Raw genomic sequence first — 12,800 nt, 5'->3', positions numbered from 1 at the left:
ACCCTCCGGTTCCCTCCCAGGACGCCGGTCGGTCGACCGGTGTCCTGGGCCGCCTCGAGGAGGTCGAGGTCTCAGGCCGGTGCCTCGGTGAACGCCGGCTGCACCTGGCCGGCGAGTCGCCGGGTGATGGTCTCCGGGCTCTCGGGTCGGGCGAAGTGGTATCCCTGACCGAGCTGGCAGCCCAGGTCGTCCAGCGCGGCCAACTGGTACTCGTGCTCGATGCCCTCGGCGATGGGTTCGAGGGCCAGCGAGTGGGCGAGGTTGATGATCCCCTCGGCGAGGGCGCGGCCCTGGGAGGTTCCCAGCTGGTCCACGAACGACTTGTCGATCTTGATGCGGTCGATCGGGAACTGGCGGAGGTAGCCCAGCGACGAGTAGCCGGTGCCGAAGTCGTCGACGGCCAGCTGCACCCCGAGATCCCTGAGCTCGCGCAGCCGGCGGATGGTGGCCTCCACGTCGTGGATCATCATGCTCTCGGTGATCTCCAGGATCAGCCGGTGCGGCGCGATGTCGTGCCGGGCCAGGGTCCGCGCGACGAGGTCCGCCAGGCCGTCGTCGGCGAGCTGGCGCGCGGAGAGGTTCACGCTGACCTGCAGCTCACCGGCGGCGCCGGTTCCGACGGTGTCGTGCCACTGCCGCAGCTGCCCGCAGGCCTCGTCCAGGGCCCATGTGCCGAGGGTGGTGATCACCCCGTTGGCCTCGGCGAGCGGGATGAACTCGCTGGGCGGGACCGCGCCCCGGGTGGGGTGGTTCCACCGCATGAGGGCCTCTACGGCGACGAGCGGTTCGCCCTTGATGCTGTAGATCGGCTGGTAGTGCAGCGCCAGCTCACCGCGGTCGAGCGCACCCCGCAGCTCGTTGCTCATCCTCAGCCGGTCCTCGACGACGTCGTGCATCGTGGGGTCGAAGACGCACAGGTCGTCCTTGCCACCGGCCTTGGCCCGGTACATCGCCAGGTCGGCGTGGCGCAGCAGGTCCTCACCGGCGCCGTCCTGCCCCGGTACGGCGAAGGCGATGCCGATGCTGGCGGTCAGGAACAGCTCGCGGTCGTCGTGGACGAAGGCCGGCCGCAGGCAGCTCAGGATCCGCTCGCCGATGCCCAGCACCTGGGCGGATGTCTCCCCCTCCGCCAGCACCGCGAACTCGTCCCCGCCGAGGCGGGCGGCGGTGTCCTCGGGTCGCAGGCACAGCCGCAGCCGATCGGCGACCGACCGCAGGACCTCGTCGCCCGCGGTGTGCCCGAGGGTGTCGTTGACCGCCTTGAACCCGTCCAGGTCGATGAGCAGCAGTGCGACCTGCGTGCCGCGCCGCGAGCTGCGGGCCAGGGCCTGGCGGATGCGGTCGGCCAGCAGCACCCGGTTGGGCAGCCCCGTCACCGCGTCGTGCAGGGCATGGTGGGTGAGTTCGGCCTGGCTGCGCTCCAGGTCGCCGGCCATGGCGTTGAACGCCGAGCCGAGTTCGCCGAACTCGTCCCGACGCGGCAGCGCGACGCGGTGGGACAGCATCCCCTCGCCGAGCCGGCGGGCGGCCTCCCGCAACGTCCGGAGCGGCGTGAGCACCACGCGTGTCAGGTGCAGGCCCCCCGCCGCGGCCAGGACGAGCCCGACGAGCACGACCGCGACGATCCAGAGGACGGCGCGGCGCTGGACCTGCTGGGCGATCTGGTACTCCTCGACGATGTCGGCCGAGGCCAGCTGCTCGGCCTCCTCGAGAGCGCGCAGCGCCGCCTCGGTGGAGCGTTCGATCGCCGACAGCTGCGGTACCGCGGCCGAGGAGGGTCCATCCGTGGGAGCCGACCGGTCCAGCACCGCGTCCAGCAGCCGGACGGCGTCCTCGGCGCGAGCGGACGCGGTGGTGACGAGCTCGCCCTCCTCGGTCAGCTCGCTGCCCTCGAGGTCGCCGAAGGCCTCCTGCAGCTGCCGCCGGGCAGCCTGGTAGTCGGCCCCGGCCGTCGGGCTGGGCTCCAGGATCGCGCTCAGCCCGCGTCGCTCGACCTGGATCACCAGCGTCTGCAGTCGAGCCAGCGGCAGCGCCTCCTCGACCGCCTCGTCGGCGGTGTCGGCGAAGCGATCCAGCGTGCCCTCCAGGGCGGTGACCGCCGTCGCGGACAGTGCCAACAACGGCAGCACCATGGCCGCCACGCTGACACCCACACGGGCACGCACCGACAGAGAGCTGAGCATCGGGATACCTCATACAAAACGGGGACGACCGGTCAGGGACGAAGGAATGATCGGCAGATCCGCGCCGTCCTTGAGAGTCGTCACCTCCCTTCTTGGCCTCGGTGCGGTGGGCGAGTCCGGCGACTCATCCCAGGGAATGAGTCTCCCTCCACCAAGAGGGGATTCTCGAGCGCTCCTCCACATCCCGGCGGAACTCGAGGCTTGACACTCGGCACCTCGTCGATGCCGCCTACCCTGCACATTCGCTTCGGCCGCTCCCACGAGCGCCCTCCACCGCTCACTGCACAGGCTCGCTCTTCGATGCTGTGGGCCGACCACCTGCGCCGACGGAAAGCCCGCAATAATGGAGGTCGATCTCACGCCGAGAAATGGCACACCGCGTGCAGGAATCCGAACGATCGGGCGGCCACGTCACCCTGAAGTCAGGGTCTTTGCGAAGTCAGGTGATGAACCGTCGACCTGGGATTTTGGGGGCGGGCACGGGAGTCGTGGTGATCTGAGGGTGCTGAAGCCGTCGATCCCCGCGAGAGTGCCGTGCCCGCTGTTGCGTCACCGTCTCCGCCGCCGCTGATCTTCCCGACCGGCCCGACGGGCTGTCGGAGGTCGAGGCGATCACTCCGGTCGCCCCCTGATGGCGGTGCCCGACCCGCATCAGGCCCGGGGCCGCCGTAACTCGCTGCAAGCGATCGTGATCCTTGCGCTGACCGGGGTGATGGCCGGTGCCTGGTCGTGGACCGCACTGGCCCAGTGGGCCCGCGACGGGCAGCACAAGGTCCGGCTGTGCGGCCCACCGCGCTCGCCGGGCTGCCCTGGGCGCAGGTCGACCGGCAGCCACGCCGGCAGTCCGGGCACGGCAGGGCCGAGTCCCGCTCGATCGCCGTGCTCGCCGCCGACGGCGCCGGCGGGATTGACGCCCTCTGCCCGTACGCCGCCCAGGTGTTGCGCGTGATCCGTAGCCGCACCGCCAGAGCAACCGGCAACCGCTCCCACCGGGGGTCTACGCGATTGCCTGCCTGGACCACCGCCAGGCCGACCCCGCGCTGCTGGCCGGCTGGCTGCAAAGCCACTGGGCATCGAGAACCGTGTCCATCACGTCGCGACGTCACCCACGGTGAGGATGCCTCCCGAATCCGCACCGGCACCGGGCCGCACCTGATGGCCGCCCTGCGCAACATCGGCCTCCTCGCCCGGCTCCGCGGCGAGACCAACATCGCCGCCTTCCAGCGTCGCAACGCCTGGGCCGGTAGCACCGCCGCCGACACCGTCGACGCCGCACGATCAACCAGGGCCCTGCGGGTCAGGCCGTCATTCCCGACTTCGCGAAGGCCCTGACTCGTTGCCAGTTCCGCACGTACGTTGCCCTATGTAAACGTTGTGCTACATTCTGTTGCGTGCCTCGTTCCCCACGGAAGCCCGTACCAGCCACCCGACGCGCGCTCCTCGGCGGCCGTAGGCGCCCAGTCGCCTTGCTGCTCGCCCTCGGCTGCTTCGTCCCGCTGACCGACGTCGCCGTGGCCCCGGCGGCAGCTGCCGAGGTGAGTGACGCCGCCAGTGCACTCAGCTGGGCCCCGCCCGCGGGGTACACGAACTACCCGGTCAAGAAGGTGACCGCCACGAACACGCTCACCACGGTGAGCGGTCGCGGTGGCGATGTCTACATCAAGCTGTCCCCGGATCACCCCGTCGGCCCGATCGCCATCACCGACTGCCGCAACGCGGTCGTCATCGGCGGCGAGATCAAGGTGCTGCCCTCGGCGACGGTGAACGGCTACGACCAGCGCGCCATCTACGTGCGCAACTGCACCGGGACGGTGCACATCGAGGGCGTCCGCATCGACGGCGCCGTGGCCGGCGCACAGTCCGACGGCATCGCCGTGAACGCCCCGAAGGCGGTGCTGCAGATCCAGAACGTGCGGGTCGACGGCCTGCGCGGCGGGGCCAGCGGCAACCACGCCGACGTCTTCCAGCCCTGGGGCGGTGTCCGAGAGTTCCGCATCGACCGGCTGAGCGGCTCGTCGAACTTCCAGGGGCTGCACATCTTCGAGAACCGCGGCGAGATCGGCCGCGGGATCATCCAGAACACCAACATCGTCGGCACCAACGACGCCCCCATCGACAAGGGCGGCTACTACATCTGGACCGACTGCGACGACGACTACCCGCTGCTGCTGGACAACGTCTACGTCACCCCCCGACCGGGCCGGCCCTTCAGCCAGAGCGTCTGGCCGTCGGTGACCCACAAGGAGTGCCCCGCCACGGTCGCCAACGGCGTGGCCACCTGGCCGCGCGACCCCTCCATCACCGGTGAGGTCCGTGAGGGGCGGCCGGCGACGGGAGACTTCGTTCCGGCCGGGTCGGTCGGGCTGAACTACACGTCCCCCGGCTACCGCTGAGGCACAGCGGCCGGCCCCTGCCCCGGGGCCGGCCGCTGCGGTGACCGGGCCGCGATGGTCCGGATCCGAGCAGGAGGGCTCCCTGGCCGGCGGCGATCCGATCCGCACCGGGAGTGATGAGGCCAGTAGCCGCCGCCGAACGTGCCCCAGCCGCCAGCGTGCAGGGCCTTCGCCGTGTTCTCCGACTCGCCGGTGCTGCACCAGGAGGTCGTGGCCGCGTAGTTCCAGTGGGTCGCGCTGACGTGGTAGCCGTCGGCGCCGTTCTTCGCCTGCACCTTCCAATTACGGTCGTAGGTGTAGGCCGAGGAGCCGCGCAGCACCTCCAGGCCCTCGGGCGACTGGTCGACCAGCATGTCGATGACCTTGGTGGTGTCGCCGAGATGCTCGGCCATCGTGCTGACGTCCGAGTTCAGGCTGCCGAAGAGGAAGCCGCGGTTGCTGTCGAACCGCGCGACCTCGACCAGGTCGTGCGAGCCGTCCTCGTCGAAGGGTCGCCGGGTAGCCGGCCCCGTCCGGGTCCTTGACCTTGAGCAGCGCGCCGTCGTTGCGGAACGTCCAGCCGTGGAACGGACAAGTCAGCGTCATCCGGTTGTCGGTCTTGCGGCGGCGGAGCATCGCACCGCGGTGCGCGCAGGCGTTGATCAGACAGTGCAGCTCGCCGTTCTTGTCACGGGTGGTGACCACGGGCTGGCGGCCGATGTAGGTCGTGAAGTAGTCGCCCGGGTTGGGGAGCTGGCTCTCGTGCGCGAGGTAGACCCAGTTGCCCTCGAAGATGGAGGTCATCTCGAGCTCGGAGATCTCCTCGTCGGTGAAGATCCGGCGGTCGGCGCGGTAGATCCCGGCCTCGGGATCGTCGACGACGGCGTCGGCGAGAACCTCGCGCAGGTGCGTCACGTCGGCAGTCATGGCGGATGCCTCCGGTCGGGTCGGCGGTGGGGCGAGTGCGTTGCCATCGCTGTCCGTGGCATGCCTCACGGCCGCATCGGCACTCTGCCTAGTCCTGACCCGGCACTTTCCAAGACGTCTGCCGTCTGGATCGAGCCGAACTGAGTCTTTGTCGATACATGCTCGACCGTCGTACGTTGGCTGCGTCACACGCCGCCGGGCATGTCGACGAAGCAGCCGGCACACCCTCGGCGGCCGAGCCCTGGAGCGACGAAGGAGGCGACGTGGAGCTCCGTCAACTGCGCTATTTCGTCACGGTCGCCCAGACCCGCCACTTCGGGCGAGCAGCTGAGCGGTTGCACATGGCCCAGTCCCCGCTGTCCCAAGCCATCCGGCAACTGGAGTCGCAGCTCGAGACCATGCTCTTCTACCGGACGACCCGGCGGGTGGAGCTCACGCCCGCTGGCGAGGCCTTCCTGCGGGACGCGCAGCGCATCCTCGACTCGGTCGAGGCCGCGCAGACGCGCGTCCGGCTCGTCGGAGTCGGCAGCACCGGCCTCCTGCGCGTCGGGGCGACCGGGCTGGCGGCATTCCGCCAGCTCCCGCGGCTCGCCGGGATCGCCGCCCGGGAGGTGCCCGGCCTGGTGCTGCGGTTCCAGCCCGACCTGCTCACTCCGGCGCAGGAGTCCGCGCTCGAGGAGGACCGGATCGACCTCGCGGTGCTGCGGCCGCCGATGCGCCGGACGGGACTGTCATCCCGGCTGATCACCCGGGAGCGCCTGGTCCTCGCCGTACCCCGGAGCCACCGTCTCGCCGGCGAGGAGCCGGTCGCGCTCGGCGAACTGCGGGACGAGGACTTCGTCGTCTACGGCGTCCCCGACTCGGTCGTCGACACCGTCGTGACCCAGGCCTGCCTGGCCGCCGGTTTCCTGCCGCGGCGCACCCACCAGGCCGCGAAGACCTCGATCATGCTCACGCTCGTCGCCGCCGGCCTGGGGGTGGCACTGCTGCCCGAGTCGGCCCTGGCCCTGCACGTCGAGGAAGTCAGCTACGTGCCCGTCGCCGACGACGTGCACATCGACCTGGCCCTCGCCTGGCGCAGCGACGACCCCTTCCCCGCCCTCGCACGGTTGCTCCAGGCGCTGGAGGCCAACGGGTTCATCGCACCCGACACGGCCCTCCGGCACCCGCCCGCTCCGGACGCCGTCCCCCTCGGAGGAGCGCGATGAAGATCACCAGGATCGAGGCGATCCCGTTCGCGATCCCGTACCGCAAGCCCCTCCGCTTCGCCAGCGGCGAGGTCCACGTCGCCGACCACGTGCTGGTCCGGGTGCACACCGACGACGGCGTCATCGGCGTCGCCGAGGCCCCGCCCCGGCCGTACACCTACGGCGAGACCCAGGAGTCCGTCGTCGCGGTGATCGACAGGCTCTTCGCGCCGGAACTGGTCGGGCTCACCCTGCTGGAACGCGAGGCCGCCTCCGCGCGGATGGACCGCACCGTCGGCAACCCGGCCGCCAAGGCAGCGGTGGACATGGCGATCTGGGATGCGCTGGGCCGCACGCTCGGTCTCAGCGTCTCCGACCTGCTCGGCGGCTGGACCGACCGGCTGCGGGTGTCCCACATGGTGGGGTTCGCGCCCGACGCCGAGATGGTGGCCGAGGCCGAGCGTGTCCGGGACCGCTACGGCGTCCGAACCTTCAAGGTGAAGGTGGGCCGGCGTCCGGTGGAGCTCGACGTCGGCGCCTGCCGCGCCCTGCGGGCGGCGCTCGGCCCGGACGTGGAGCTCTACGTCGACGGCAACCGCGGCTGGACGCCGTCGGAGGCAGCACGCGCCCTGCAGGCGATGGCCGACCTCGACCTGACCCTGTCCGAGGAGCTCTGCCCGGCCGACGACGTGCTCGGCCGCCGCTGGCTCACCGCCCGGACGACGGTGCCGACCGTCGCCGACGAGAGCGCTCCGACGCCCGGCGCCGTCACCCGCGAGCTGCTCGACGGCGCGGCGACCATGATCAGCATCAAGACCGCCCGCACCGGTTTCAGCACCTCCCAGCGCATCCTGCACCAGTGCGAAGGCCTGGGCGCCGAGGTCGTCATGGGCAACCAGATCGACGGCCAGATCGGCACCGCCTGCACCGTCGCCTTCGGTGCCGCCCACCGCAGCTCGTCGCGCCGGGCCGGCGAGCTCTCCAACTTCCTGGACATGAGCGACGACCTGCTCACCGAGCCGCTGGAGATCTCCGGCGGCGAGCTCACCGTCCGTCCCGGACCGGGGATCGGCATCGAGGTCGACCCGGACAAGCTCGCACGCTACCGCCGGGACCGCTGAAGAAGAGAAAGGACCCCGTCCGCCTCACCGCTGACAAGCTCGCGGCGGGCCTCCGGACGGGGCCCGGCGGGGGCCGGCAGGGAGGCCACCGTCCCATCCGCACCGCACCATCCGCACCGACGCAGGAGGCACCATGACCATCCCCACCGCCCCCAACCCGACCGCCGCCGGCTCCGGCCGCTCGGCCACCGAGCGCTTCTCCCAGAAGGAGCTCAGCGCTGGAGCGGTCGACCAGGCCCGCGTCTCGGCCATCGCCACCGACGCCATCCACGCGCTGCACGAGGTCATCCGCAGGCACCACGTTCACTACGCCGAGTACGACGCCCTCAAGGCGTGGCTCATCCGGGTCGGGGAGGACGGCGAGTGGCCGCTGTTCCTCGATGTCTGGCTCGAGCACGTGGTCGAGGAAGTCGTCAACGCCGACCGTCTGGGCACGAGCGGCACCATCGAGGGCCCGTACTACATCCCGGGCTCGCCGGAGTTCCGCAGCGAGGCGACCCTGCCGATGCGCGACGGCGAGCAGGGAACCCCATTCGTGTTCCAGGGCACCGTCACCGACCTCGACGGCAACCCGCTCGAGGACGCCCGGGTCGAGCTGTGGCACGCCGACGACGACGGCTACTACTCCCAGTTCGCGCCGGGCATCCCGGAGTGGAACCTGCGCGGCACCATCCTGACCGGCCCCGACGGCCGGTTCGCGTTCCACACGATCAAGCCCGCGCCGTACCAGATCCCGACCGACGGCTCCTGCGGTGCGCTCATCGCGGCGGCCGGCTGGCACGCCTGGCGTCCGGCCCACCTGCACCTGAAGGTGTCCGCACCCGGCAAGCAGCTGGTCACCACGCAGCTGTACTTCGAGGGCGGCGAGCACGTCGAGGACGACGTCGCCCAGGCGGTGAAGCCCCAGCTCATCCTGCGCCCGACCCCGGCCACCTCCGGGGTCGGCGAGGAGGTCATCTACGGCTTCGCGCTGGACCCGGCGGCGTGAGTCAGCTCTACGCCGTCCGGATGGACGTCGCGCTGCCGCCGGACATGGACCCGGCGGCACGCGACGACCTCCTCGCCCGGGAGAAGGCGTACTCCCAGCGTTGGCAGCGCTCCGGGCACTGGCCGCACATCTGGCGGTGCGTCGGCGAGTACGCCAACCTCAGCATCTTCGCCGTCGACAACAACGAGCAGCTGCACCAGATCCTCTGGGGCCTGCCGCTGTTCCCCTACATGTCGATCACGGTCACTCCTCTGGCCTCGCACCCGTCGGACATCTCGCAGTCTCCCGCGACCTCCGACTGACGACCGGCACCACCCGCACCACGCCATACCACGGCGTCCGGGGCCGGGGTCGTCCTACCCGATGTCCAGCGCGCAGCGGAACCCGAGGTGGGTCGAGGCGGAGTCACGGTTCTGGAGCTGGCGCGCGGCGGGCCGGTAACGCAAGCACTGCTCGGGAGCACGGAGGTGCGATCCGCCCTTGACCACGAAGGCATCGCGCGGACGCTCGGGACCGGGGTGCGGGAGGTCGGCAGGCGCGCAGCACGGGGAGGCGGCCGCCTCGGGGTGGCGGGAGGTCCACCGGTCGGCCGTCCACTCCCAGACGTTGCCGATCAGGTCCACGGCCCCGTAGGGGTTCGCCGGATAGGAACCCACCGGGGAGGTGGTGACCCACCCGTCCTCTCCGGTGTTCCGGTAGGGATACGGCCCTTGCCACGTGTTCGCCAGGTGGCGGCCCTCCGGGGCACCGCTCGTCGCCCCAGGCGTAGACCGTGTTCCCGGTGCCTCCACGGGAGGCGAACTCGTGCTCGGCCTCGGTCGGCAGCCGCCGTCCGACCCAGTCCGCGTAGGCCTGGGAGTCCTCCCACGACACCTGGGTGACCGGGTGATGCGCACCGACCACGGCCCGACCAACCTTGCCGCCTTGCGCACCCTGGCGATCAACGCCCTCCGACTGGCCGGCCATCCCAACATCGCCGCCGGCCTGCGACAACACACCCGAACACCGCAGCTACCGCTGGCCACCCTCGGCCTCACGTGACAGACGACTCTGCCGAGGCCCTGCGGCGCCGCCTCGACACCCGCGGATGTGGGCCGGGGCCGGCGAGGAGGTCTCCGGACACTGCCGCGCCGCGCCGGAGTGACGGGAGGGGACGTCCTTCGTCCAGGTCAAGTGGCGGCGGTCAAGTGGCGGCGCTGCCGTCCGGACGGCGCACGGGCCCGTAGAAGGCAGCTGGCGCGCCGGTGACAGCCGCCCAGTAGCGGTCGCCGACCGACCAGTGCCACCACTCCGTCGGGTAGTTCACGAAGCCGACGGTTCCGAGGGCCTCCGCCAGAACGGCGCGGTGCCGACGAGCGGCGGCAGGCACCCATGAGGCGTCGGTGTAGCAAGCACCGTGGCTCTCCTCGGGGCTGGCATTGACCCGCGTCCCGAGGTCCAACTCCTCCCCCGCGGTCGTGCTGAGGGTGACGTCGATAGCCCCTCCCGTGGGGTGGGGTGCCACGTCGGGCGGCGCGACGTAGCGGCTGGCGGCCGCGTGGATCTCGTCGTCCGGCCAGTCCCTGTTCAGCTGCCGCAGCTCGTGGCGGTAGTCGGCGAAGTACTGGAGCTGCAGCTCCGGCGGCCGGTAGCCCTCGATCATCAGCACCTGAAGCCCCTGTGGCAGCAGCTCGGCAGCCCGTTCCAGTCGGCGGCGCAGTCCTTGGCGGACGTGCGCGAAGGCGCCGGCCGGGTCCTGCTTGCGCAGGTCGACGCGGACAGCTGTGCACGCCCGCAGGTCGACGAGCGGTTCAGCGCAGTCCCGAACCGGCACCGCGGCCACCCGAGCATCAGACAGCAGCATGGGTTCGGTCACGCCGAGCACCTCTCCACTCTCCGCATCGGTGCTGCGCGGCCGACCTCGACGAGCCCGGAGGCCCGGAGGCCCGGTTCGACGCTCAGTCCTCCTGCTTGCCGCCCGCGAGATTCGCCGAGATCAGGTCCATCACCGACGAGTCGGCGAGCGTGGTGACATCACCCACCTCGCGCTTCTCGGCGACGTCCCGCAGCAGCCGGCGCATGATCTTCCCGGACCGGGTCTTGGGCAGCTCGAGGACGACCATGATCGACTTCGGCTTGGCGATCGGGCCGATCTCCTTGGCGACGTGGTCACGGAGCTCCGTGACGATCTCGGCGCCGGCGCCCTCGTCGGCCGCCGACTCGCGCAGGATCACGAAGGCGTTCACCGCCTGCCCGGTATCCGGGTCGTTCGCGCCCACGACCGCCGCCTCGGCGACCTTCGGGTGGGAGACCAGCGCCGACTCGATCTCCGTGGTGGAGAGCCGGTGACCGGAGACGTTCATGACGTCGTCCACCCGGCCGAGCAGCCAGATGTCGCCGTCCTCGTCGAGTTTGGCGCCGTCACCGGCGAAGTACACCCCGGGGAAGCGCGACCAGTAGGTGTCGACGTAGCGCTGGTCGTCGCCCCAGATGGTGCGCAGCATCGCCGGCCACGGCTCGGTGAGCACCAGGTAACCGCCGGAACCCTTCTGCACCGGCTTCCCCGAGTCGTCGACGACGGCGGCGCAGACGCCGGGCAGCGGCGTCATGGCCGAGCCGGGCTTGCCCGAGGTCACCCCGGGCAGCGGCGTGATCATGATCATCCCGGTCTCGGTCTGCCACCAGGTGTCGACCACCGGGCAGCGGTCGCCGCCGATGGTCTCGCGGTACCACATGTACGCCTCGGGGTTGATCGGCTCCCCGACCGAGCCGATCAACCGCAGCGACGACAGGTCGAACTTCTGCGGGATCTCTGCGCCCCACTTCATGAAGGTGCGGATCGCAGTGGGTGCGCAGTACAGGATGCTCACCTCGTACTTCTCGACGATCTCCCACCAGCGGCCCTTGTGCGGCGCGTCAGGGGTGCCCTCGTACATGACCGAGGTGGTCGCGTTCGACAGCGGCCCGTAGACGATGTAGGAGTGCCCGGTGACCCAGCCGATGTCGGCGGCCGTCCAGTAGACATCGATGTCGGGCTTGAGGTCGAAGACCGCCCACTGGGTCCAGGAGCAGCCGACCAGGTAGCCGCCGGTCGTGTGCAGGATGCCCTTCGGCTTGCCGGTGGTCCCGGAGGTGTACATCACGTACAGCGGGTGTTCGGCGTCGAAGGCCTCGCACTCGTGCTCGCTGGACTGCTTGCCGACGACCTCGTGCCACCAGAGGTCGCGGCCCTCGTTCCACTCGATCTGCTGGCCGGTACGGCGGACCACCACGACGTTGCGCACGTCCGGGCAGCTCTTCAGCGCCTCGTCGACGGCCGGCTTCAGCGCCGAAGGTATGCCGCGCCGGTAACCGCCGTCGGCGGTGATCACGATCCGCGCGTCGCAGTCGAGGATCCGGTCCTGGAGTGCCGTGGACGAGAACCCCCCGAACACGACCGTGTGCGGGGCGCCGATCCGCGCGCACGCGAGCATCGCCACGACGGTCTCCGGGATCATCGGCATGTAGATGGCCACCCGATCGCCGGTCCGGACGCCGAGCTCCAGCAGGGCGTTCGCCGCCCGGCAGACCTCGTCGGTCAGCTCGGCGTAGGTGATGTCGCGGGTGTCGTTCTCCGGCTCCCCCACCCAGTGGTAGGCGATCCGGTCGCCGAGCCCGGCCTCGACGTGCCGATCCAGGCAGTTGTAGGCGGCGTTGAGCTTGCCGCCGACGTACCACTTCGCGAACGGCGGGTCGTCCCAGTCCAGCACCCGGGTGAAGGGCTCGGCCCAGGTCAGCCGCCCGGCCTGCTCCTCCCAGTACGCCAATCGGTCCTGCGTCGCCGATCCGTAGGCGTCGGCCGTCACGTTGGCGTGCTCGGCCAGTTCGGCCGGCGGGTCGAACCGCCGGGTCTCGTGCATCAGGTTCGTCAGTGCGGGGCTGCTCATGGTCTCTCATCTCCTGGAACGGGGCCGCTGCCGGAGCGTGCAGCGGCGCCTGCGGCATGCACCACCGGCCGCCGAAGGGGTCAGGGAAAGGCCGTCGACACCAGCGAGTCACCGGAC

At 70.8% G+C, this 12,800-nt stretch carries 12 protein-coding genes; 7 read left to right on the top strand and 5 right to left on the bottom strand.

Annotated features, from left to right (window positions below; genetic code table 11):
- Nucleotides 1-71: 71 nt before the first annotated feature.
- Nucleotides 72-2,183, bottom strand: a complete 2,112-nt coding sequence (locus E4P41_RS02925) for an EAL domain-containing protein (protein ID WP_135139384.1) — start codon at nt 2,181-2,183, stop codon at nt 72-74.
- A 780-nt stretch (nt 2,184-2,963) separates the two neighbouring features.
- Here E4P41_RS02925 and E4P41_RS22965 point away from each other — a divergent pair.
- Nucleotides 2,964-3,515: a hypothetical protein gene (locus tag E4P41_RS22965; RefSeq protein WP_245177069.1), complete on the top strand. Its 552-nt coding sequence runs from the start codon at nt 2,964-2,966 to the stop codon at nt 3,513-3,515.
- A 134-nt stretch (nt 3,516-3,649) separates the two neighbouring features.
- Nucleotides 3,650-4,576 (top strand): hypothetical protein, encoded by a 927-nt coding sequence (locus E4P41_RS02915; RefSeq protein WP_135139382.1) that lies wholly within the window; start codon nt 3,650-3,652, stop codon nt 4,574-4,576.
- Here E4P41_RS02915 and E4P41_RS23765 read toward each other — a convergent pair.
- The gene (locus E4P41_RS23765) at nt 4,567-4,929 is read right to left on the bottom strand and encodes an SRPBCC family protein (protein WP_348536452.1); all 363 of its coding nucleotides are present in this window, start codon (nt 4,927-4,929) and stop codon (nt 4,567-4,569) included. The two genes, E4P41_RS02915 and E4P41_RS23765, sit on opposite strands and share 10 nt — an antisense overlap.
- Nucleotides 4,859-5,482: a Rieske 2Fe-2S domain-containing protein gene (locus tag E4P41_RS02910; RefSeq protein ID WP_280658996.1), complete on the bottom strand. Its 624-nt coding sequence runs from the start codon at nt 5,480-5,482 to the stop codon at nt 4,859-4,861. The genes E4P41_RS23765 and E4P41_RS02910 overlap by 71 nt, the downstream gene beginning before the upstream one ends.
- Nucleotides 5,483-5,745: 263 nt before the next feature.
- Here E4P41_RS02910 and E4P41_RS02905 point away from each other — a divergent pair, with 263 nt between their 5' ends.
- The 5 genes from E4P41_RS02905 (at nt 5,746) to E4P41_RS22555 (ending at nt 9,819) form a co-directional block, all read left to right on the top strand.
- The gene (locus tag E4P41_RS02905) at nt 5,746-6,690 is read left to right on the top strand and encodes a LysR substrate-binding domain-containing protein (RefSeq protein WP_135139381.1); all 945 of its coding nucleotides are present in this window, start codon (nt 5,746-5,748) and stop codon (nt 6,688-6,690) included.
- Complete coding sequence (locus E4P41_RS02900; protein WP_135139380.1) at nt 6,687-7,790, top strand: enolase C-terminal domain-like protein; 1,104 nt, start codon at nt 6,687-6,689, stop codon at nt 7,788-7,790. Before E4P41_RS02905 ends, E4P41_RS02900 begins: the two co-directional genes overlap by 4 nt.
- A gap of 133 nt (nt 7,791-7,923) precedes the next feature.
- Nucleotides 7,924-8,778 (top strand): catechol 1,2-dioxygenase, encoded by an 855-nt coding sequence (gene catA / locus E4P41_RS02895; RefSeq protein ID WP_135139379.1) that lies wholly within the window; start codon nt 7,924-7,926, stop codon nt 8,776-8,778.
- The gene (gene catC / locus E4P41_RS02890) at nt 8,775-9,080 is read left to right on the top strand and encodes a muconolactone Delta-isomerase (protein WP_245177068.1); all 306 of its coding nucleotides are present in this window, start codon (nt 8,775-8,777) and stop codon (nt 9,078-9,080) included. Before catA ends, catC begins: the two co-directional genes overlap by 4 nt.
- A 583-nt stretch (nt 9,081-9,663) precedes the next feature.
- Nucleotides 9,664-9,819: a hypothetical protein gene (locus tag E4P41_RS22555; protein ID WP_209307505.1), complete on the top strand. Its 156-nt coding sequence runs from the start codon at nt 9,664-9,666 to the stop codon at nt 9,817-9,819.
- Nucleotides 9,820-9,961: 142 nt separating this feature from the next.
- On the opposite strand, the gene E4P41_RS02880 is transcribed toward E4P41_RS22555, so the two are convergent.
- Both E4P41_RS02880 and acs read right to left on the bottom strand, forming a co-directional pair.
- Nucleotides 9,962-10,633: a M15 family metallopeptidase gene (locus E4P41_RS02880; protein WP_135139378.1), complete on the bottom strand. Its 672-nt coding sequence runs from the start codon at nt 10,631-10,633 to the stop codon at nt 9,962-9,964.
- A gap of 82 nt (nt 10,634-10,715) precedes the next feature.
- On the bottom strand, nt 10,716-12,683 hold the full coding sequence (acs, locus tag E4P41_RS02875) for an acetate--CoA ligase (RefSeq protein ID WP_135139377.1): 1,968 nt from the start codon (nt 12,681-12,683) through the stop codon (nt 10,716-10,718).
- Nucleotides 12,684-12,800 lie beyond the last annotated feature (117 nt).

The sequence above is a fragment of the Geodermatophilus sp. DF01-2 genome (assembly GCF_004571065.1).
Classification (GTDB): domain Bacteria; phylum Actinomycetota; class Actinomycetes; order Mycobacteriales; family Geodermatophilaceae; genus Geodermatophilus.
This window is presented reverse-complemented; position numbering and strand designations above follow the sequence as displayed.

Bases quoted from the DNA above. Each gene is read 5' to 3' on its own strand.
- E4P41_RS02925 (WP_135139384.1), bottom strand. From the start codon at position 2,183: ATGCTCAGCTCTCTGTCGGTGCGTGCCCGTGTGGGTGTCAGCGTGGCG.
- E4P41_RS23765 (WP_348536452.1), bottom strand. From the start codon at position 4,929: ATGCTGGTCGACCAGTCGCCCGAGGGCCTGGAGGTGCTGCGCGGCTCC.
- E4P41_RS02910 (WP_280658996.1), bottom strand. From the start codon at position 5,482: ATGACTGCCGACGTGACGCACCTGCGCGAGGTTCTCGCCGACGCCGTC.
- E4P41_RS02900 (WP_135139380.1), top strand. From the start codon at position 6,687: ATGAAGATCACCAGGATCGAGGCGATCCCGTTCGCGATCCCGTACCGC.
- catA (WP_135139379.1), top strand. From the start codon at position 7,924: ATGACCATCCCCACCGCCCCCAACCCGACCGCCGCCGGCTCCGGCCGC.
- acs (WP_135139377.1), bottom strand. From the start codon at position 12,683: ATGAGCAGCCCCGCACTGACGAACCTGATGCACGAGACCCGGCGGTTC.